This window comes from Pilosibacter rotomagensis, assembly GCF_045062245.2.
Taxonomy (GTDB): Bacteria; Bacillota; Clostridia; order Lachnospirales; family Lachnospiraceae; genus Pilosibacter.
On the sequence record NZ_CM170323.1, the window covers coordinates 888,921 to 911,035 of the forward strand.

20 protein-coding genes are annotated in these 22,115 nt (G+C 48.0%); 17 read left to right on the plus strand and 3 right to left on the minus strand.

Annotated features, from left to right (window positions below; translation table 11 throughout):
• The first annotated feature begins 18 nt into the window (after positions 1-18).
• From ACI3EW_RS04030 to ACI3EW_RS04055, 6 genes are all read left to right on the plus strand, one after another.
• The gene (locus ACI3EW_RS04030; protein WP_405579563.1) at positions 19-1,308 is read left to right on the plus strand and encodes an SLC13 family permease; all 1,290 of its coding nucleotides are present in this window, start codon (positions 19-21) and stop codon (positions 1,306-1,308) included.
• Between the two features lie 20 nt (positions 1,309-1,328).
• Positions 1,329-2,477 (plus strand): mandelate racemase/muconate lactonizing enzyme family protein, encoded by a 1,149-nt coding sequence (locus ACI3EW_RS04035; protein ID WP_118532375.1) that lies wholly within the window; start codon positions 1,329-1,331, stop codon positions 2,475-2,477.
• A gap of 550 nt (positions 2,478-3,027) precedes the next feature.
• Positions 3,028-3,921, plus strand: a complete 894-nt coding sequence (locus ACI3EW_RS04040) for a hypothetical protein (RefSeq protein ID WP_485663300.1) — start codon at positions 3,028-3,030, stop codon at positions 3,919-3,921.
• Between the two features lie 586 nt (positions 3,922-4,507).
• Positions 4,508-5,215 carry a helix-turn-helix domain-containing protein gene (locus ACI3EW_RS04045; RefSeq protein WP_118532369.1) on the plus strand — a complete coding sequence of 236 codons (708 nt, stop codon included), beginning with the start codon at positions 4,508-4,510 and terminating at the stop codon, positions 5,213-5,215.
• Positions 5,216-5,513: 298 nt separating this feature from the next.
• The gene (locus tag ACI3EW_RS04050; RefSeq protein ID WP_177307950.1) at positions 5,514-5,699 is read left to right on the plus strand and encodes a hypothetical protein; all 186 of its coding nucleotides are present in this window, start codon (positions 5,514-5,516) and stop codon (positions 5,697-5,699) included.
• 239 nt (positions 5,700-5,938) lie between these two features.
• Entirely contained in the window at positions 5,939-7,162 is a 1,224-nt protein-coding gene (locus ACI3EW_RS04055) for a MalY/PatB family protein (RefSeq protein WP_118532367.1), read from the plus strand.
• Between the two features lie 100 nt (positions 7,163-7,262).
• Here ACI3EW_RS04055 and ACI3EW_RS04060 read toward each other — a convergent pair whose 3' ends face one another.
• The 3 genes from ACI3EW_RS04060 to ACI3EW_RS04070 form a co-directional block, all read right to left on the minus strand.
• Entirely contained in the window at positions 7,263-8,069 is an 807-nt protein-coding gene (locus ACI3EW_RS04060) for an enoyl-CoA hydratase/isomerase family protein (RefSeq protein ID WP_021905215.1), read from the minus strand.
• A gap of 241 nt (positions 8,070-8,310) precedes the next feature.
• A complete protein-coding gene (locus tag ACI3EW_RS04065) occupies positions 8,311-9,420 on the minus strand; it encodes an SLC13 family permease (protein ID WP_405579571.1) in 1,110 nt (369 codons plus the stop codon).
• Between the two features lie 606 nt (positions 9,421-10,026).
• Positions 10,027-11,328 carry an IS110 family RNA-guided transposase gene (locus ACI3EW_RS04070; protein WP_227117340.1) on the minus strand — a complete coding sequence of 434 codons (1,302 nt, stop codon included), beginning with the start codon at positions 11,326-11,328 and terminating at the stop codon, positions 10,027-10,029.
• Between the two features lie 424 nt (positions 11,329-11,752).
• On the opposite strand from ACI3EW_RS04070, the gene ACI3EW_RS04075 reads away from it, so the two are divergent.
• The 11 genes from ACI3EW_RS04075 (at position 11,753) to ACI3EW_RS04125 (ending at position 22,064) form a co-directional block, all read left to right on the plus strand.
• The gene (locus tag ACI3EW_RS04075) at positions 11,753-12,562 is read left to right on the plus strand and encodes an AzlC family ABC transporter permease (protein ID WP_015552659.1); all 810 of its coding nucleotides are present in this window, start codon (positions 11,753-11,755) and stop codon (positions 12,560-12,562) included.
• A gap of 92 nt (positions 12,563-12,654) precedes the next feature.
• Positions 12,655-12,963: an AzlD domain-containing protein gene (locus ACI3EW_RS04080; protein ID WP_015552658.1), complete on the plus strand. Its 309-nt coding sequence runs from the start codon at positions 12,655-12,657 to the stop codon at positions 12,961-12,963.
• 408 nt (positions 12,964-13,371) lie between these two features.
• Positions 13,372-14,817, plus strand: coding sequence for a sodium:proton antiporter (locus tag ACI3EW_RS04085; protein WP_405579576.1), 1,446 nt, complete (start codon positions 13,372-13,374; stop codon positions 14,815-14,817).
• A gap of 15 nt (positions 14,818-14,832) precedes the next feature.
• A complete protein-coding gene (locus tag ACI3EW_RS04090; RefSeq protein WP_215703517.1) occupies positions 14,833-15,885 on the plus strand; it encodes a cytidylate kinase-like family protein in 1,053 nt (350 codons plus the stop codon).
• Between the two features lie 218 nt (positions 15,886-16,103).
• Complete coding sequence (locus tag ACI3EW_RS04095; protein ID WP_346011293.1) at positions 16,104-17,474, plus strand: MATE family efflux transporter; 1,371 nt, start codon at positions 16,104-16,106, stop codon at positions 17,472-17,474.
• A gap of 11 nt (positions 17,475-17,485) precedes the next feature.
• On the plus strand, positions 17,486-17,620 hold the full coding sequence (locus ACI3EW_RS04100; protein ID WP_485663303.1) for an LPXTG cell wall anchor domain-containing protein: 135 nt from the start codon (positions 17,486-17,488) through the stop codon (positions 17,618-17,620).
• Between the two features lie 62 nt (positions 17,621-17,682).
• On the plus strand, positions 17,683-18,522 hold the full coding sequence (locus tag ACI3EW_RS04105; protein ID WP_405579580.1) for a class B sortase: 840 nt from the start codon (positions 17,683-17,685) through the stop codon (positions 18,520-18,522).
• Between the two features lie 168 nt (positions 18,523-18,690).
• Positions 18,691-19,221 (plus strand): cysteine hydrolase family protein, encoded by a 531-nt coding sequence (locus ACI3EW_RS04110; protein ID WP_142412440.1) that lies wholly within the window; start codon positions 18,691-18,693, stop codon positions 19,219-19,221.
• Positions 19,222-19,402: 181 nt separating this feature from the next.
• Positions 19,403-19,684 (plus strand): sporulation transcriptional regulator SpoIIID, encoded by a 282-nt coding sequence (gene spoIIID, locus ACI3EW_RS04115; RefSeq protein WP_118598519.1) that lies wholly within the window; start codon positions 19,403-19,405, stop codon positions 19,682-19,684.
• A gap of 189 nt (positions 19,685-19,873) precedes the next feature.
• Positions 19,874-20,599, plus strand: coding sequence for a thioesterase family protein (locus ACI3EW_RS04120; RefSeq protein ID WP_405579585.1), 726 nt, complete (start codon positions 19,874-19,876; stop codon positions 20,597-20,599).
• 112 nt (positions 20,600-20,711) lie between these two features.
• A complete protein-coding gene (locus tag ACI3EW_RS04125; protein WP_405579588.1) occupies positions 20,712-22,064 on the plus strand; it encodes a M20/M25/M40 family metallo-hydrolase in 1,353 nt (450 codons plus the stop codon).
• Positions 22,065-22,115 lie beyond the last annotated feature (51 nt).

The window sequence follows — 22,115 nt, forward strand, 5'->3', positions numbered from 1 at the left end:
AATACGGGGGAGTACAAGATGGATAACAAACTGGTCATCTGTATGGTCATTTTTGCACTGACACTTTTGAGCTATATCATCAACACGATCCCGATGTGGGTCACGGCACTTTTATCACTCAGCGCACTTTACATTACCGGGTGTGTGGATGCGAACGGAGCACTTGGGGGATTCGCAAATGTCAACACGATCCTGATGGGCGCCTGTTTCATGGTGGCGTCGGGATTCCGCCGCACATCTCTTGTAAAACTGATGTGTGACTGGCTCCTGAAGCTGACAAATGGTTCTTTTATGAAGGTATATTTCGGATATCTCCTGCTGGGAGTGCTCCTGACAAACTTTATGAACAGCCCGATGGTGGTCTACGCGATCATTGGTCCGCTCCTCTGCGCATTATGTGACAGGACGGGATACAGCCGTTCAAAATACATTTTCCCGCTGATGGTGATCGTGGTTGCCTGCTGTTTTGCACTTCCGCTTCCGACTTCGATCCAGAAAGCGGGAGAGTTTAACGGATATCTCGAGACATATCAGTTCACCGGGCTGGAATTTACCCCGATCAGCTTTTTCTTCGCGAGATTCCCGGTGATCATCCTCTGCCTGATCTGGGCGATGACGATCGGACCGAAGATGTGTCCGCAGCAGGCGGTCTCCGATCTGGCCGAGATCGAGGAGCAGAAAGATATCTCCAGCAAATTATCGCCGACCGTTGACAGGATCGGAATCGTGATCTTCATCGTCACCATGCTCGGTCTGATCTTCTCCACACAGCTTCACATTGCGTCCTGGTGGATCGCACTCGCGGGAAGCATCCTCATGGCAATGTTCGGAGTTGTAGATCAGAAAAAAGCACTGTCAGAGATCCCGTGGGAAATGCTGATCCTCTACGCAGGAGCGCTCGCCCTGGGAAATGGTCTTGTGAACACCGGAGCAGGCGAGGCGATCGGGGGATGGCTTGCTGCAGCAGTCGGAGGAACCCACAACAATTACCTTCTCGGAGCACTGTTCTTTGTAATTCCGTTCCTGATGACCCAGTTTATGTTAAACCGTTCTGTCCAGGCAGTATTTATCCCGATCTGTCTTCTGACCTGCCAGTCCCTGGGGGCTGCGCCGATGGGACTCGTCATGTGCGTGGCATCCGCTTGTCAGACTGCTTTCATGACTCCGATGGCGACTCCGGCTGTTGCCATGTGCATGGGAGAAGGCGGATATGACCTGAAGGCACTCTTTAAGAGCGGCTGGCTGATCTGTATTTTGCTCGCAGTCGTGAACATTTTCTACACAATGACGGTATATCCGGCGTTCTAAGTCTGTCAGGAGGAAAAACAATGAAGATCACAGATGTGAAACTGATTTTTGCGAAGCATTATCTTTTCGTCCAGGTTTACACGGATGAAGGGATCGTCGGGCTCGGTGAGGCGGGCAACTGGGGTTACCTGATGGCGACAGCTGCGGCGATCGAAAAGTTCAAAGAATATTTAATAGGAAAAGATCCATTCCGGATCGAAGATTTCAATCAGAATTTTTACCGGTCTGTTTATTTCCGGGGATCTGTCGTGATGAGTGCGATCTCAGCGATCGACATTGCACTCTGGGATATCAAGGGAAAAGCTCTCGGCGTACCGGTTTACGAGCTGCTTGGCGGTCTCACGAGAGATAAGGTCCGTGTTTACGCATCTCCGATGGTGCGGGATAAGGATCCGGAACAGTTGGCGAAGCGCTATATTGACCTGAAGAAACAGGGATTTACAGCAGCGAAGATTTTTGTCAACGGAAATGACAAGTCCTTAAAAGAAGGCCATGACGAATATTTCTCCGGTCGTATCGAGATGGAACTTGAAAAAGTGAAGATCTGCAGAGAAGCCGTGGGATATGATTTCGATTTCATATTAGAGGCACACCGCGGAATGACACTTCCGGAGGCAGTTGCGTTCGGACGCGCAGTCGAGCCATACCGCCCGATGGTTCTGGAAGATCCGGTGACACCGGACAATTACGATACCATGGCAGAGGTTGCTTCGAAAATCGGCGTACCGATTGCTACCGGTGAGCGTTTCACAAGCCTCAGGGAGTTTGAAGTCCTGATGAGCCGCCATGCTGCCCAGTATGTCCGCCCGGATGTATGTGCCATCGGTGGAATCACTACCGCGAAGAAGGTAGCTGCGATCGCGGAGGCACACGATGTTCTCGTGATCCCGCACAATCCGTTAGGACCGGTATCGACAGCAGCATGCCTGCAGATCTGTGCAAGTATTCCAAACCTTGGAATTCAGGAGCTTCCGGGATTCTGCCTGAATGGTCAGGAAGATGCAATGGTGAAGGAACCGTTAAAATTCAAGGACGGTTATCTGGAAATTCCATCCAAACCTGGTATCGGTGTGGAACTTTCGGAGAACGCATCAGAGCTTTATCCGCTTCATGAGCGTGGAAGCAACTCCGCAAAACGGTACTTTGACGGTTCTGTTAAGGATATGTGATTTAGCCCCCTCATTATATAATTTTTCATATACCCCTTATGTTCAGTAACTGCTTAGAATTGTAGGCGGTTGCGATCGACGGCCGCCCCTGATCTCAGAGGCGGCTGTTGTCTTATTCTAAGACACAGAGACAGGGTAAGCGGGGAATCAATCAGCCACAAAGGGCAATTGCAGGAAGGAGATCATCTATGAGATATAGTTATGATAATCTGGAAATGACAGTAACATATAGAAAGATAAAGAAATAGAAATCCAGGTCGCAAATCATAACACGTTCCGTGTCGGGAATATTACGGTAACAACAGAATACGCTGGAAAAAAACGGACAGAGTTTATCGGGAGAATCGAGGCGCATGAAACATGGAAGAGCGGAGATCGTACAGAAAATATCCCTCCGTTTCATGCGGCTTCCTTTTATGAAGGAAAAGAACAGATCATAGATCCGGGACTGTATGATGAAAAATCGGGAATTTATTGTGGAGAACCCTTTCATGCGCTTGTATGGAGAGATGAAGAAAAAAGGAAAACATGGCAGCGGTCCCATACCTGGGTGTCTGAGGATCCGGCAGCAGAAGTAACATTAAGTTATATTGCGGACGGACCGAGAGTGGCTTTCACCGGAAACAGCTTTACGGGACTCTGGGACAGTACATATGAATATTTTCGTCAGATGGCGGAGGCGGACGGATACCATGCGCAGGTGGCATACAGCTACTGGGGAGGAACGGGACTTGCCCAGTATGCGGGACTGATCCCGGAGAGCATGGAACGTGCTGAGCAGTGCCAAAAGGTATTAGACGCGAATGAGGAATATGATTTTTGCTTTTTTGCGGGAAACAGTGATGAGGCTTTGTCAACCCATAGCGGAAAGCCGGGAGCAGAGGACTATTCTCTGCGGGAAAATATGGAGAAGGCAGTCAGAATCCTGAAGAAAAGGGCAGAAGAAAAACACGCGAAGATGGTTCTGTGGGCACCTCATGCTTATCAGTATGGATTTTTCCGGGATAAGACAGCGAAACCATGGAAAATAGGAAATGTGGGAGACTGGTATGAACGGGATGGATGGAGATATCAGCTGACCCTGTCGGAGCAGGAGATGGTGGAGAGAAATATGGAGTGGTACCGACATCTCTGTGAAGAACCGGAAAATAAGGGAATCCTGCTGGCACCGGTGGTGAGAGCATATCATGAAGTCGTGAAGTGTGGAATCGGAGATCCATATCTCGCAGAAGAGAAAACAGGAGATTTTGGACACCAGAATAATCTTGGAAATTATATTTCTGCCTGCGTCTGCTTTGAAATTGTTTTCGGAGAGATGCCGAAAGCAGACTTTGTGCCTGTCTCCCACACCTGGGGAATGGGAGGCGGAACACTTACGCCGCATCAGGCGGCGATGATCCGCAAGAAGGTCCATGAGGTGATGGAAGAGGAGCGGACTCGCTAAATACGATAAACCAGCCCCCCGCCTTGGAAAGACCAGGGAGGGGGCTATATAATGAATATTGAGGAAGCAAAATTATAAAGAAAGTTTTCTTTTACAAGCTCATCTACAATGAGATGACCTTCAGTGACATGCTCCAGAGTGATATCAAGACCAAACTCTTTTGCGACACGGATCGCATTGAAAATATCGTTTGCCTGGTGTGCATGAGCCTTTAATGGGATTTTATGTTCAAGGACCGGCATCAATAAGAATATCAGCCAAAACCAGTTCTTTTGAAACTGCGGTATGAAGGGTACCATTTTTAATACACAGCATGGCGAATCTCCTTTTCGTTTAAGATATCTCCAGTTTAATGATTTCAGAGAAGAAAGTCAAAATCCCAATAGTTTCTTTAAAAGAAACTTTTTGCAAAAATTTTACATTTGAAATAGAATTTAAAGTAGTATTGTGCTAAAATAAAGGGAAAAGGAAAGAAAACAGTCATATTTTATCAAAATCTGGATTTTAACGACACTTGCAATAACACAGAAAGAGATGAAGAGCAGGGACCGCTGGCGGTACTATTACGGGAAAGGAAGGGAAGACAATGTCGGAATTAAACCGGGAGATCGGAGGACTTATAAGAAACTACAGAAAAGCGAAGAATCTTACGCAGGACGAACTTTCGGAAAAGATCTGCAAAAGTAAATCAACGATCTCGAAATATGAAAAAGGAGAGATTGCCGTGGACGTTGAAACGCTCTACGAGATCGCGGACGCGATCGGTGTCCATGTAGAGCAGCTTCTCTCACAGCGATCATTTGAACGAAAGGAAATGCAGAACGAGTTTTGTCCGGCATTCTTTCGGGGAAGAAACCGTTTTTATGGATATATATTTGATGGAAGGAGCAATCAGTTAATACGCTGTGTATTTGACCTTCTCTCAAAAGACGAAAGAAACCGTGATAAAGTTATGATGTATATGAATTTTAAGGATTACGCGCACTACCAGAAATGTGAAAATACATACTGGGGATACATGGAACATTATAACGCAGTTACTAATATCCACCTTGTAAATCAGGACTCTCCGATGGAGAAGGCAAGCGCCCAGTTACTGGCGTCATATCTTGATTCAGATACAAAATGGGGACTGTTTAATGGGTTTTCATCCAGACCTATGATGCCGATCGCAGCAAAGATGCTGTTCTCAAAAGAAAAACTGAAAGAGGATGATGCACTTTTATCCTCTTTAAAAATATCAAAAGAGGACATCCGGGTGATGAAACTTTACAATATGATGGCGATCACCTGACGGAAAAAACAATGCCGGATAGTATGAAAAATGTAACTGGCAGGTTTCCTAAAAATCATATTCTAAAAAGAATTAGGGGATTTTTTGGTGAGAAGGATATAATTTTGGAGGATCGGTCAAAAAAGTTTATTTTCATTCAAAAATAAATATAAAAAATCCACTCTGAGGAAACAATAGGCGTTTTGACAGAGGGGATGCTGATTGGTACAATGTGTTCATAGCAAAGCATATTGCACAAAAAGAGATCAGCATCCCCTCTTTTTTGTGCAAAAAACGACAAGAGGAAAGGAGAAAACGAATGACAAAGCTTTCCATGAAAACGATACGTTTCCATATGATCACAGGAGTCTGTATTGGTATGATCTGGATGATATTTTCCCACGACCGGATCGGAGTTATGTACTTTGGAAAGCTTGTAGAGATGGCAGATGCGGATGAGCTGTTCCGCTACCCGCTGCATCCGTATACCCGGTCGCTTTTATAGGCGATTCCGGAACCGGATCCGATCAAGGAGAAGAAAAGGGTAAAAATCCATTATGACCCGTCGATTCACAATTACAGTGATGAGAACAGACCATCTTACCACGAAGTAAGCCCGGGTCACATGATCTACTGCTCAGACAGTGAGTTTGAAGAGTATAAAAATATCAGACAGGCTGTAACAATCCAGTAGATAAATAGGAATCATTACAGTAAAAATAATGAAATTGCGAGGAAAACGATATGTATAATTTTGATGAGATCATTGACAGACGTCATACGAATGCAATGAACACGGATGGTTTCCGTGACTATATCTTCCATGCGGATGAGACCATGAAATTTCCGTATCAGGATGAAGAGTTTATCCGTATGTGGGTGGCGGATATGGAGTTTGCCACACCTGATGTTGTCATCGACGGAATTAAAAAGAGACTGGAAAAGCGTATTTTCGGTTACACAAGAGTTTTTGAGAAGAGCTATTATGACGCATTCGCGGCATGGTGCAAGAGCAAATACGACTGGACATTCGACCGCAAAGAACTGGTAATGTCCAACGGTATTATCCCGGCTCTGTTTGAGATGGTTGAGTATATCTGCAAACCGGATGAAAAGGTTCTTTTCCTGACCCCATCCTATGCATATTTTAAATATGCGGCAGATGCCAGCCACCGCGAGTCTGTTTGCTCCGATCTGATCAACACAGATGGATACTATACCATTGACTATGAGGATCTTGAAAAGAAAGCGGCAGATGAGAAAACAACGCTCTTTATCCTCTGCAATCCTCACAACCCAAGTGGACGTGTATGGAAGGAAGAGGAGTTAAAGAAAATCGGTGAGATCATTGAAAAGAACGATATGTGGGTGATTTCTGATGAGATCCACTGTGATCTGCTCCGGCTTGATCAGAAGCATATTCCGCTGGGAAAGGTTATGCCGGACTATAAAAAGCTTGTAACATGCATGGCGCCGAGTAAGACATTCAACCTTGCAGGTCTCATGATCTCCAATGTCATGATCCGTGATGAGGGATTAAAAAACATTTGGCTTTCCAAACATTATAACTTTGATAACCCATTGAGCATTGCAGCTGCCCAGGCCGCATACGAGGGCGGAGATGCATGGCTTCAGGAGTTACGTGCTTATCTTGATGGAAACTTTGAATTTACTCAGGAATACTTAAAAGAGCATCTTCCAAAAGCAACCTTCCGTATTTCTGAGGCAACGTATCTTGCCTGGGTAGATCTCAGCAAATATTTTGAACCGGATGAAGTTCTTCCGCTGTTCTTTGCATACAAGGCAGGCGTTCTTCTCGAAGGCGGAAATATGTTTGTACAGCATTCAGATGGATTTATCCGCCTGAACCTTGCATGCCCACGCGCAACTCTTGAGGAAGGTTTAAAGAGGATCTGCGAGGCAGTCAATACGAAACATACAGAGAAGTATCATGGAGAAGAGAAGTAGTTAATACATAAATACAAAAAGCGGTTCTTCCCGCAATGGGACGAGCCGCTTTTTGTGTGATGGGTTTCTATCTGAAATTAAGGATTGTTGATGGGCTGTTTTACTGAGCTTTCCGCTGCATTTTCGCAACGAGGGCGCTGGTCCTCTGACGGTAGTCGTCGAGTTCGGTGACGATTCCCATGAAAGAGGAGATAAGATCTAAGGAGGCGCGCAGAGAACTCTGCTCACCCTGTACGACTGCGCGTTTTGTGAGGCGCATAGCCTGCTGCGGCGCGGCCAGAAGCTTCTCCATATACTGCTCCACAAACGCGTCAAGCTCTGCATCCGGGACGCAGTGGGTAACGAGACCCATATCTGCGGCTTCTTTTCCCTTTAAGGTCCGGGCTGTCCAGAACAGGTCTAAAGCTTTGTCCCGGCCGACGAGACGGGGCAGAAAATATGCTCCGCCGTCACCAGGTACAATTCCGGCATTAAAATAGCTTTCCGACATGGAAGCACTCTCCCCGGCGATCCGCACATCGCACATGAGAGCCATGTCAAGACCGGCACCGACTGCGGCACCATGGATCTTGGCAACCACCGGTTTATCGATTTCTTCTAAAAGAAGCGGAATTCTTTGGATTCCCTTCCAGAGTGAATTCTTTCTTGCGAGGGCTGTGGAGGAGATATCTTCATGACTTTCGAAGAATCCGTCACCGGCTGCCATTGCCTTGACGTCACCGCCTGCGCAGAACGCTTTTCCGTTTCCGGAAAGCAGAAGTGCATATACATCATCGTTGTCACGGACATCTTCCAACGCTTCTGTCCAGAGACGGATCATCTCCTCGCTGAAACAGTTGAGCTGCTTCGGACGATTCAGTGTGATGCGTGCAAGGTGGTTGTGTACTTCGTAGATCAAGTCTGCCATAGAATATCTCCTCCCTTATTTACTCTCTCAATATACCATATTGTGGAACTGATTTCATTATATGGAATTTCACACAGAATGTCAAGCCCTTGAAACTGGTTTTAACGTAAAATTTGCAAAAAAATATTGTCCAGAATCGAAAAATCCTGGACAATATCACAAAGCGAAAAAGTATTGCATTCTATATCACAATATGAAATTCTGTTACAGACGTAATGATTTAACCATCTGCACACTTGATTTACAGAGAGAGCAGCATCCACCCCGCCGCGCACATAATTATGAGAAATATGAGATTGTAAAGGGTGAATACCATCATGTACGTTCCGGACTTTGCTTCCGGAATCTCAGCGTAGGCCCGGTAGGAGATCACACTTGCCATGGATGCGATCAGGGTCCCAAGACCGCCGACATTCACACCAAAAAGCAGAGGACGCACTGCGTCGGTAAAGCCGGAGAGCAGGATCGCCGCGGGGACATTGCTGATGCACTGACTTAAGAGAACACCTGCCGGAAATTCATGACCGGAGATCAGCTTCGTGAGGAGTCCGGAGATCGCAGGGATCCGTTCCATATTGCCGATAAAGATAAAGAAGCAGACGAATGTCAGGAGCAGAAAGTAGTCGACCCGGATAAACAACGAGCGGTCCTTTATGAGAACAGCGGCCAGGATGATGAAAAACATGACCGGCCAGGAATAGATCCGAACGACGCAGCCCAGACAGACGAGAAAAAGCGCCAGATAGAAGATCAGAGAAGTCTTCGTGGGACAATCGTCCTGTTTAAGGGAGGTCCGGCTGAGGGTGATTACTTTATTTTTCAGCAGAAAAACGGCAGCTACAAGCAGCAGGGCTGAGAGTACCGTTAATGGCAGCATGTATCCCACAAGCTCACCGGCAGAGAGGCCAAAGGAAGAGTAGAGATACAGGTTCTGTGGATTCCCAATGGGTGTTGCCATGCTGCCGAGGTTCGCGGCGATGGTCTGCAGGACGATCACGGGGATCATGAGCTCCGGAAGTCCTGCCATATGTAAGATCAGTATGGAAAACGGGACAAATGTGATCAGGGACACGTCGTTCGTGATCAGCATGCTGGAGAAAAAGCAGAGTGCTGTCAGGGTGAAGGCAAGCTGGCGTGTGGAATGCATTCCGGCGAGCAGGGATGATCCGAGATAACGGAACAGACCGATCTCCTTCAGCCCGGCGACCACTGTCATCAGGGAGAAGAGGAGTGCCAGAGTGCGGAAGTCAATGTAAGACAGATACTCCGGTGACGGAGCGACAAAAAACATGGAGAGGACCGCCAGAACCGCTGCCGCGGAAAGGACTGGTTCTTTTTTTATGAATGACATGGATCAATTTCCTTCCTTATATAAATATCATGCATGCGGCAAAAGACAGAAAAAACTGTATACAAAGTGCCGCCCTGCAATTCAAGTCGAATATCCGAGAGACTTGGTGCGTGATTCTGGTCAGCGAAGCTGACAAATCCGATCAGAGTCACTGCCTATCCTGCGGGATGGGAACAACTGCAAAACTTCTGTAATTATTATAAACAGTGACTTTACGAATGTAAAGAAGAAGAGTATACTGTACATGTTTGGTCACTGCAAATGGGTAGGAATTTTCTGACCTGAAAATTCCGTACAATACAGTGGTGGCAGTGGATTTTGCCGATTTGGAATGCGAAGCATCGGCAAAATCAGTTACTGTTTGGGCTTCTTTTATGCCTGTATAGACAATGATGTCAGAATAATGGAAAGCGGCAGCTCTGGATGAAAATTCCTGGGTGCCGCTAATTTACGCGGAACAGCAGCGCATAAACAGGACAGGATGTCTGCTGTTTCTGTTTGAGCATTCTGGTGATATGTCAAGAGTTTTTAAAAAAGATTTTGATATATTTTTCAGGAAAAAGGGTAACTTTAATAGACCTTCGGCGGAAAATCCAAAGGCGAACATCAGTTCTTGTTGATATTTGATTGAGTGTCCAGCTTTTCGCCGGTGTACAGTTGGTTTTTGACCAGCAATCCAAAAACAAGCCGTACAAGTTTACGAGATGTAAGCGCGAGTGCTCTTTTGTGCTGATGCTTGGTAACTTCAGCATATTTTTTTGCATAATACTCAGTGTATTCTGGCACATGCTTCCTGACGCTGTTAGCCGCTTCTCCCAGATAATAGCGCAGATACGGATTCCCGACTTTTGAGACTTGATTGTCCTCGGAAATAAAATCGCCGGAATCGTTTTTCAGCCAGTACAAACCGGCATACTTTGCAAGTGCATCGGATGAGTGGAACGCAGTTATGTCGCCTATTTCGGACAGCATGCCGGAGGCCCATACCGGTCCGATACCGGGAATGGACTTCAGGATAAGAAACGCATTCGGGTTCATCCCATTGATGCACTTTTCAATTGCCTGCTCTATCAGTTTTATTTCTTTTTGATAGGCCTGGATGCAGTTAAATGAGCTTGCAAGTGAAATATTCAGTGGTTCATACATGCATTGATCCAAACGGTACGAGTCCCTTGCGGCTTTCCGCAAAAGCTCGGATGTCCTGGATATGTCAGAAATACGGTTCCTGCTTTTTTCAGCGAGGAACGAAAGGAGTTCTTCCTCTGAGAGGTCGATGATCTCCTGGGGGGACAGGAACTCCGTCAGTATGGCAGAAGATGTTGCGCCGTAAATATTGCTGAACGGCTTGTTATCACCCTCAAGAAGCTGCAGTTCGCTGAACTTCAGATACAGGTTTGAAACCATGTAGGTCTTTTCCCTGGTAATGCATTCTGACAGGTGCATGCGATGCCTGGTAAGACGCTTCAGGGCGATAAACTGGCCGCCGCGCCAAGGCTCAAGCTTTTTCGTCCTGCCGACCCTTGCGAAGTCAGCAATGAGAAAAGCATCGATAGGATCCGTCTTTTCCATTCCGATATAGGATTTACGGTAATTGGATGTAGCCTTGGGGTTGACACAGAAAACATAGGGCTTGTACGGCATAAGCGTCTCACATGTAGAAAGAAAATTTGCGATATGGACGCTGTAAACAGAGGTAGACTCTAAAGCAACGATGATTGTATCAAGGTTTTTATGTTTCTGCATGCATTTAGCGATCATATCGGCAAGTTCATCAGCGCCGGGCTGATTGTTGCCAAATGAGGATGAGATGTACTTGTTTTCTTCAAAATCCATGGCATAGACCGCATTGGATTTTGAGCTTACATCAATACCTACAAACAAGGTGGACATATAGTTGATCTTTAACAAGATATCACATCCTTTCCGATCTGGATTTGTGGAGCCTGAAGTAAAAGGTTTATCCTGTGCTGCATATGGTGACCGAAGCCTCGCGCAATGAGCATGCACCCGGCCAGCCTTTCTTGCTGGAGCTACGGCGGGGGACGAAAATTCTGTGTTAGCGGAATGTGCCATATGTGCCAGGCTGAATGCTAAAAAAGCAGTCACGGCCAAAGCCGGCTGAAAGGAGGAAAAGCAGTGCCTTCGGACATCAGACTCTGCCTGATATCATAACACAGGATGAATCATATAAAAAGTAACTGTTGACCGTATGGATGGGATTCAGGATGAGGGGAGTTCCTCTTGGATGTCCTTACCATCTATACCCATAAAAAGAATAAGTTCATAAGCGATATTTCTTGCCTACGAACTTATTATACGAGGGAGGAATATTATGGGGAACAACAAGTTTTCAATCGCCAGTGTTGGAAACCGGCGGGCATTCCGGGATGGAGCTCGGGACGGGGTGCCGATCGCGCTCGGGTATTTTGCGGTATCTTTTTCACTGGGAATCGTGGCGCGGAATGTCGGGATGACACCGATTCAGGGAATGATCACAAGCGCACTCTGCAACGCGTCCGCAGGGGAATACGCGGGCTTTACGATGATCGCCGCGGGGGCAGCGTATATTGAGATGGCGATCGTGACACTGATCGCGAACGCGAGATATTTACTGATGAGCTGTGCCATGAGTCAGAGAATGGATCCGGATATGCCGTTTTTCCACAGGCTTCTCATGGCCTTTGATATTACCGATGAGCTGTTTGGAATTACGATCGCAAGACCGGGCTGCTTAAATCCCTGGTATATGTACGGGGCAATCGCATTAGCACTTCCGGGCTGGGCAGTGGGAACAGCACTTGGAGCACTGGCAGGAAACCTGATGCCGTGGCGTCTCGTGAGCGCCTTCAGTGTGGCACTTTATGGAATGTTCCTGGCAATTATTATTCCGCCGGCGCGAAAGAGCCGGATCCTTGCGGGGCTTATCGCCATCAGTTTTGCGGCGAGCTACCTTGCGGAGCATCTGCCGGGGATCTCATCGATCTCCAGCGGCACGAGAACGATCATTCTGACTGTTGTGCTCTCATCCGCAGCAGCGATTCTCTTCCCGCATCCGGCAGAGGACAGTGAGATCGAGGTTCAAGAAGAAAACCAGGAAGGAAAAAATAATTCTTCTGCAGGTGCAGCAAAACAGGGAGCTTAACTGTATATATAGTAGAAAGCAGTTCTATTTGTAAGAAAAAGAAGTATTTACGAAAACTGTATCGTTAAATTAAGAGGAAATACATAAAAAACATGGAAAAGAATATTTATCTCTATATTGCGGTGATGGCGGGCGTTTCATATCTGATCCGTGTCCTGCCGCTCACATTGATCCGGAAACCGATCAAAAATCAGTTTATCCAGTCATTCTTATATTACGTCCCATATGTGACGTTAGCTGTTATGACGTTCCCGGCGATCCTCTCCGCCACAAACAGTACGGTGTCGGCGGCGCTGGCGCTGGTCATCGGAATCATCGCGGCGTGGTGCGGAAGAAGTCTCCTGTCCGTTGCGGTGATCTGCTGCGCGATGGTATTCATTACGGAATTTTTCTTAGTGTAGTAAAAATATATAAAACACATATATTTAATAAAACAAAAGCAGCTTCGGTACCTGATCATCCATCAAAGAATCGTGCTGCTTTTTTTAGAATACCATTTACGGCATTCTTGCAGGGCATGAAAACCCGCGAAAAAAGCAGTACATGGCGCAGAATAACGGAATGCGGCGGTCTGCCAGGCCAATGCTTTAACGTTGTAAAATAAATGAGATAAAATCCCATTGTCTGAAATTTCACAATACGAAATATATTCCATTTTAGCAAAAATGCTGATTTTCTAAGCGGAAATTTGGCAATTATTTGGAAGAATCGTACTTGTATTTGTGCGGGAAAGTTGTTATAATCAGTAGCCGTGTTGAGCGAAAAAAAGAGTAATGGCTCATAAAAGCTGATTACATGGAGGTTTACCCATGAAGAAATTATTTGCATTCTGCGCAGGACTTCTGGCGGTCTTAAACCAGACTGCAGTTACAGCGCTTGCGGCAGAACCAGAGGCTGCCGGGGCGGCAGCACAGACGCCGTTATGGCTTTGTATTCCATTTGCAGGACTCCTGCTCTGCATTGCGGTCCTTCCGCTTGTGAAAGCAGAGTGGTGGGAGGCGCACCAGCCGCACGCGGTCGTGTTCTGGTCCCTGCTGTTCCTGATCCCGTTCGCCGTGAAGTACGGTGTGCCGAAGGCGGCGGAGACGACACTGGAATGTATCATAAACGACTACCTGACATTCATCGTCCTTCTTTTCGGATTGTTCTGTGTGTCCGGTAATATTACCCTGTCAGGTGATCTCGCTGGTTCCCCGAGGATCAATGTGGGACTTCTGGCACTCGGAACCCTGTTATCCAGCTGGATCGGAACCACCGGAGCCAGTATGTTAATGATCCGTCCGATCATCAAGATGAACGCGTGGAGAAAGAGAAGACGCCACATCGTGATCTTCTTTATCTTTATGGTGTCCAATATGGGCGGCTGCCTGACTCCGATCGGAGATCCGCCTCTGCTCATGGGATTCATGCGGGGTGTCCCGTTTTTCTGGAGCTTAAAGCTTTTACCGATCCTGATCTTCAATATGATCATCTTGCTGTTCATCTTCTATCATTTTGATATGAAGGCATACAGAAAAGATATCGCGGCAGGCTTAAAACCGGATATCAGCAAACCGGGTACTGAAGTGAAGATCCGCGGCGGCCACAACCTGATCTTTATCATTATGATCGTGATCGCCGTTATCTTAAGCGGTACTCTGCCGTCCATGCCGATGTTTCAGGATGCCGCAGGAAATGTTCTCGGGATCCATGTATTCGGAGAAGTTACATTATCCTATCCGGCGATTATTGAGTGCGTGATCATCCTTGTATCCGCATTCCTGTCCTTTAAGACGACGAATGTTTCCATCCGCCGTGAGAACCACTTTACCTGGGGAGCGATCCATGAGGTTGCTGTTCTGTTCGTTGGTATCTTTATCACGATGCAGCCGGCTCTTATGATCTTAAAAGCAAACGGTGCGGAGCTCGGAATCACGAAACCGTTTGAAATGTTCTGGGCAACCGGTCTGTTATCGAGCTTCCTCGACAATACACCGACTTACCTGGTATTCCTCACGACAGCCGGTGCTCTGGGACTTACACAGGGTATGGTGACGGCCCTCGGAACCGTTCCGGTCAAGATGCTGGAAGCGATCTCCTGCGGTGCCGTATTTATGGGCGCGAATACATATATCGGCAACGCGCCGAACTTTATGGTCAAATCCATTGCGGATGAGAACGGTATCCGGATGCCTTCGTTCTTCGGATATCTGATCTGGTCCTTTGGAATTCTTGTTCCGGTATTCATTGTGGATACTCTGGTATTCTTTTTATAGGAAGGGGGAGGAAATATGGCTGCAACGAAAGAAGAAATCAAAGAACTGGCAGAACATATCTACGATCTGGACGCGGAGGTCTATGTCCACCTTGGTTCCTCCCTGGGACGTGTATTCAACCGTGACAGAGAGCGCTGCGTCAACGAACTTACGGAGCTCCTCACAACAAGACCGCAGGGACATTTGGTCCGCAGCGAGCTTGGACTGATCGCGAACATGGCCCGCACCATCGAGGATAAAGAAGAACGCGCGATGTGTATGACCGAGTACAACCGCATCCTCAATGAGGTCATGAGTCTTCCGACAAGCTTCGCCAGCGGCGATGTGATCGACCCGATCCTCGCGAAATTAAACAGTTTCAACGTAGCGAACCGTTTCTCCAACGACGACCACCTGATTATCTGCATCAGCTGGACATACGGAAGCGGTGGAATCGATGTCGGCTTCAAACTTGCGGATAAGCTTCATATTAACTATTACGATGCCGATATTTTCGAGGCAGTATTAAAACGCCTCGACGCGGAGAAAGATAAGACGATCCGTGACGCGGCGGGATATGCCCACGTCTCTGAGGAACTGCAGCAGAGCCCGGCGAGCGAGTTTGAGGCAGTGACCCATATGTCCCTGAAGGATCATATCAAATATTTCAGCCGTTACCACGGCCTGAACCGTCAGGATGCCGTCTTCTTCAACCAGAGCGACCTGATCTGTGATATGGCGAAAAAGGAAGACTTTATTATCATGGGCCGCTGTGCCGATGCGATCTTAACGAACAACGGCATTCCGCATATCAGTATCTATATCACTGCACCGATCGAACAGAGGATCCACCGCGCGATCGAGGTAAACTCCGGATTAGACCGGAAAAAAGCGCGCCATTTACTGAAAAAACTTGACAAAAAACACGCGCATTATTACAATTTCTATACCGGAAGAAGCTGGGGAAACGCGAACAACTACGATCTCTGTATCAACAGCGCAAGCTATGGAATCGACGGTACCGTTGATTTCATTCTGCGAATGATCGGGCGTGACCATGAAAAAAAGAACGATAAGAAATCAGAATAGTGACCTGAGCAAAACACCGCCGGTGAATCGACCGGAGGCGGAAAATACAGGTTCCATGCCTGGCTTTCACAGAGCCAGGCATATTCTTTTTACGCGAACAACGAGCCAAAGTCCGCGCTTACGCGAGAACTTGGCGACTGTCGCCTGCAGAAATTTCCAACTGTATGCGTAGGCATGATCTGGCGGAAATAGTATCAGATAAAACCGGAAATGTAACTATGATTAAGAGGAAAGGACCAACAACCATGCAGCTTGATATGACAAAGGGAAGACCATTGCCGGTGATCCTGCGGTTTACGATCCCGCTGGTCATCGGAAATGTTTTCCAGCAGCTTTACAATATGGCGGACACGATCATCGTGGGCAGATATGTCGGCGCGGGAGCGCTGGCGGCGGTCGGCTCAACCGGAACGATCATGTTCCTGACAACGGGATTTGCACAGGGGATCACGGCAGGATTCTCGATCCTGACTGCGCAGAGATATGGTGCCAATGATGCCAGAGGCGTGAAACGCAGTGTGGCAAACGGAATTCTCCTGTCTGTGATCGCAGCGATCATCATGACGGTGTTCTGCGTGTGCATTATGAATCCGCTGCTCCATCTGATGAACACACCGGCAGATATTTTTCGTGATGCCTATACCTATATTATGGGGATCAGCATTGGACTTACGGCGAATATTTTCTATAACCTGTTTTCTTCGTACCTGCGTGCGGTCGGAAACAGTCAGGTCCCGCTGTTTTTCCTGATATTTTCCGCCTGTCTGAACGTGGGACTGGATCTGCTTTTTATCATCCGAGGCGGTATGGGCGTAGCGGGGGCTGCCTGGGCGACGAATCTGTCCCAGGCGATCTCGGCGGTGCTCTGCGTGGGATATATCTGGGTTAAGGTTCCATCCTTAAAGCCTGATAGGGAACACTGGAAGATCCACGGAAATGACACGAGAAACCAGCTTGCGGCCGGGATCCCGATGGCGTTTCAGTTCGCGATCACTGCATCGGGGACTATGATCATGCAGTCCGCCATCAACCTCTTCGGCTCCGTGGCGGTTGCGGCCTATACGGCTGCGGCGAAGCTCCAGAGTCTTGTGATCCAGGGCATGATCGCCATGGGACAGACGATGGCGACCTACGGTGGTCAGAATTATGGAAGCGGAGATGTCAAGCGGATCAAGTCAGGCGTGCGATCTGCGCTCCTCGCGGAATTTGTCTACTCCGTTGCCGCAGCGGCACTGATGTGCGCACTCTTAAAGCCGTGTCTCGGGCTCTTCTTTACAGGAGACGTAGACCTTGGGGCTATGATGCCGTGGGCAAAAACATACTGCTACATGACGGCGGTCTTTTTCCTGCCGCTCTGCACGATCTTTATTTTCCGCAACATTATGCAGGGATGCGGTTACGGATTTCTCCCGATGATGGGCGGTGTGTCGGAACTGATCGCGAGACTGCTGGTCTCAATGGCGGCGATCCAGCTTCTGAGTTATCCGCTGGCGTGCTTCGCAGATCCGGCGGCATGGATCGCAGCAGCTTTATTTACAGGAATTTCTTATTTATTTGTTATAAAGAAGATCGAAAAAGAACTTTCGTGACAGCTACAGTTTTGAAGAAATTAAGAAGACCGGATCCGGATGCTCCAAAGACGGGAGATGAAACACACCGGAATTTCTGGTTCCTGATGATGGGGATCTCGGCTGCGGGAATCCTCTTTATGACCAGGAAAAAAGAACAGGAGTGAGGAGTCTGCAGGGCCGTGGATATCCAGGACTGCAGGCGGATCAGAACATGAGGAGCTAAGAAATGAAAAGAAAGAAAAATCCGTTGTGGTATCGGATCGGAGTCCTTATTTTCGGCGGGATCTTCTGTTTCTCCGCCTATATGGCAGGTCGTGATATCTTCGAGGCACGAAAGGAGGCGGCGGCATTCAGGAAACTGAGTGAAGCCGCTTCTGACTATATGGAGACTGCGGAACAGGAGGACTCCATCGTGGATCCGGCGGATGATCACACGACAGAAGTGGAAAATCCGGCGGAGGCAGAAGAAAAACAGGAACTCCTGAGGGAGGCTGCCGGTTATGCGTCTCTGGCGGAGCAGAACCCGGACTATGTCGGATGGCTGAAAATCCCGGGAACGCGGATCGATTATCCGGTAATGAGCAGAGCATCCGATCCGGAATATTACCTGCATAGAGCGTTTGACGGATCCCGCTCGTCGGGTGGAACCCCGTTCCTTGGGCAGTTGTCGGATAAGGACAGCACCTGTATGATCGTGTATGGACACAACATGAAAAATGGTTCCATGTTTGGGACCCTGGATGACTACAAGTCGGAGAAATGGCAGACGGAACATCCGGTCATTGAGTTTTTTGTGGATGGTGAAGTGCGGGAGTATGAGGTGTTTGCAGCTGCGGAGAGCAGAGTCCTCTACGAAGATGAGGAAGGATTCCGCTATTACCGGTCCGGAGGGGATCTTTCAGAGGAGGAATACGGGAAGCTGATCACATGGCTTCAGGAAAATTCTGACTATGAAACGGGGATCATCCCGGAATACGGGGAGCAGATCCTGATGTTGTCCACATGCAGTTATCACACGAAGGATGGTCGGTTTGTGGTGGCAGCCAGGAGAATCAGTGAACCGTGAGAAATCTCCATAATAGTAGATTGGAAGAAAGAAAATGCTTTTTGGGAGAATGCCCGGAAAGCATTTTTTGATCAGGGGATCGTCGGGAGAAAATGGCTTGACATGCCGGGTGATCTGGGGTATCCTCGGAATCAGATAGATCCGGATTCGGAGAAAGGAAAGGGAGTTATGGCAGAAAAAATTTTGATTGTTGTGGACATGCAGAAGGATTTTGTGAATGGAAGTCTCGGCAGTAAGGATGCGGAGGCAATCGTTCCGGCTGTTGTCAAAAAGGCGGAAACGTTTGACGGGGAAGTGATCTTTACGAAGGACACACATTTCGAGAACTATATGGATACTCAGGAGGGACATTTTCTTCCGGTTCCTCACTGTATTAAGGGGACAGACGGCTGGGACCTGATCCCGGAGCTTGAGAAGATCGCCATAGAGCGTGACGCGGCGACTTACGAGAAAATTACCTTCGGATGTCCGGAGCTGGCGGAAGATCTTCTTGAGAGAAATAAGAAGACACCGATCGAGTCCATCGAGCTTGTGGGACTCTGCACGGATATCTGTGTGGTTTCAAACGCGCTCCTGATCAAAGCGTTCCTTCCGGAGACACCGGTCTTTGTGGATTCCGCATGTGCGGCAGGCGTTACGAGGGAAAGACATGAGGCGGCTCTGGAGACTATGAGAAGCTGCCAGATCGTTGTGAAGTAAGAAGAAAGAATAATACAGACGGAAAAGGTATGTGCAGATCTGAGTTCTTTACGGAAAGTTCTCGGGTCTGCACATTTGTTTTTTTCGAAACAGGAGATTCCGGGGAATGATACACATCCGCGCGTATAAATTTTCATCTCCTGTAATAAGATGGTAAAAATATCATCGAGGGGCAACCCCTATGAAGGAATATATTGAAGAGCGGGCGATTCAGATCGCGAACTATATTATTGATGAGAATGCGACGGTGAGACAGACAGCAAAACGGTTTGGAATTTCGAAAAGTACGGTGCATAAGGACGTGACTGACCGGTTGATTCATATCGATCCGTCTCTGGCGGCGCAGGCGCGTGTGGTTCTGGATATCAACAAGGCGGAGCGCCATATCCGCGGCGGACTTGCGACGAAAGAGAAGTACGAGCATGAACATCTTCTTCAGGCATGCAGCCAGACGGATGAATAATATGGATCTGTCAGGATACATTCGTTTATATTCCACTGAATAATTGCGAAAGTTTTTTTACTCATGAAGAAAATTCTGAAAATGCAAAAAAATATAATTGAATTTCTATAAAGCCTGCGATAAAATGGGAACAGAATTGCTGATTTCAAGGCATGACTGGTTTACAGTTAAAAACGAACGGAGGAAAGAATGATGAGCAAGACAGATGCAATGATCGAAAAAGTAAAAGCGCTTGTAAATGCGCCGTCCTGCTGTGCGGAGGCAAAAGAAGCAGGAAATAACTGGCTGGAGGCAGTCAATACCGAGAAGCGGGACGAGGCTGCAGAGAAGCTGATCGCTGAGATCGAGGCAGATATCATTCCGATCGACTGGCTGATCAAATTCGCAGGATCTGAGGACGGACAGAAGGTCTTCGGTGCAGAGAAGGCAGCCGGGATTGAGGATCACGCGAAAAAGATCAAGTCAGAAGGCGCAAAGTACTGTGACTGCCCGGCATGCACAGCAGTTGCAGCGATCTTAGCGGATAAGGAAGATTTATACGCTCCGACCTACAGCCTGACATGGACAGTCACTGATGATATGACTGCAAAGCGTATCGGCAGCGCCGGTTCGAAGATCCTTTCCACCCCGAATATGGTAGCTCTGATGGAGGATGCGGCTCTGGAACTCGCAAAGTCTTACCTTGAAGAAGGACAGACAACCGTCGGCGCGGAGATCCGCTGCCGCCACCTTGCACCGACACCGGTCGGTATGAAAGTGACAGCAACTGCAAAACTCCGCAGCATCGAGAGAAGAAAACTCTGGTTTGACATCGAAGTGAACGATGAAAAGGGCAAATGCGGAGAAGGTTCCCACCTTCGCGTGATCGTAAATTCGAAAGCGATGAGTGAGAAAGCGGAGAAAAAGGCAGAATAAAGCGGCGGGATGTGAAGAAAACAGCCCGGATCAGCATAAATGCTGACAGACACAGCAGGCTGCTGCATGAAACATCATACAGCCCGAATGACAGCAAAAGGAGAAGAGACACATGGAAAAACACACGCTTGATCCAATGGTCAGTGCGGAGCATCTCGCAGGAGCGGTGCGCTTTGCGACGGTATCCAACGCAGACAATTCACTGACAGATTATACAAAATTTGACGCATTTCATGAGTATTTAAAGGAGACATATCCGCTGGTACATAAACACCTGACACTGGAACATACGGATCAGGCAGGACTTCTTTTCCACTGGAAAGGAACCGGGAAATCAGGAGCGGCTCCACTTCTCCTTATGGCACATCAGGACGTTGTCCCGGAAGGTGACCCTGAAAAGTGGACATATCCGCCGTATTCTGGAACTATTGCAGATGGAAAGATCTGGGGACGCGGTTCCAGCGACTGTAAGAGCAATCTGATCGGGCAGCTGGAGGCTGTTGAGGCACTTCTGGAAAAAGGCTATGAGCCGGATTATGATCTGTATCTTTCTTACGGATATATGGAAGAGGTCGCAGGCGGAAAGATCCCTGCGGAGACCCTCAGAGGGGCCGGGGTCCGCTTCGGTGCTGTTCTCGATGAAGGCGGCGGAGTCCGCCCGGGAAGCGACTACGGGATCGATGACAAGGCACTCTGCACGATCGGACTCTGCGAAAAAGGTTACGTCGATTTTGAACTTTCCTACACAGCAAAGGGCGGTCATTCCAGCCGTCCGGGTGAGAATTTCGCGACGACCATGATCGCGAAGGCACTGATCGCGATCCAGGAACATCCGATGCCGTACCGTGTGACCGATACGATCCGACGCCGGTTCGAAGTTCTTGCCCCGTACATGGCGAAGGAGAATCCGGAACTTGCGGAGCTGTTAAAGAACCCGGATGAGAATCTGGAAAAGCTGGTTCCGTATCTGAAAAAGGATCCGGCGCTGGATGCCATGTTCCACACGACGGTTGTTCCGACGATGCTTTCCGGATCTGCCCAGGCGAATATTCTTCCTGCAAAGGTGACTGCTGTTGTGAACAGCCGTGTCCTTGAAGGAGATACGGTTGAGAGCGTAAAGAAACATCTGGAAGAGATCGTGCCGGATGAGGTGGAGGTTCGTGTACTGAAGGGCAGCGATGCGTCACCGACATCTCTGTATGACGGCGCAATGAAGGATCTGCTTGTCGAGATCGGCGGTAAGATCTATGGGGATGTGATCCCGTGCCCGGAGATGATGCTCGGAGGAACGGATGCGCGCTTCGTCTATGATATGAGTGACCGCGTTTATCGTTTTTCCACAATCTATGCGAGAGAAGACCACCATGTCCATGCAGCCAATGAGTTTACGGGAGTAGAAGAGTTGGCGGACAGCATCGATTTTTACATGGAACTTCTGACAAGATACGGGGAGACTGCGAAATAAAGGCGAAGATTGCAAAAAACGCTTCTGAGGGAGATTCTCATGTTGGAATCT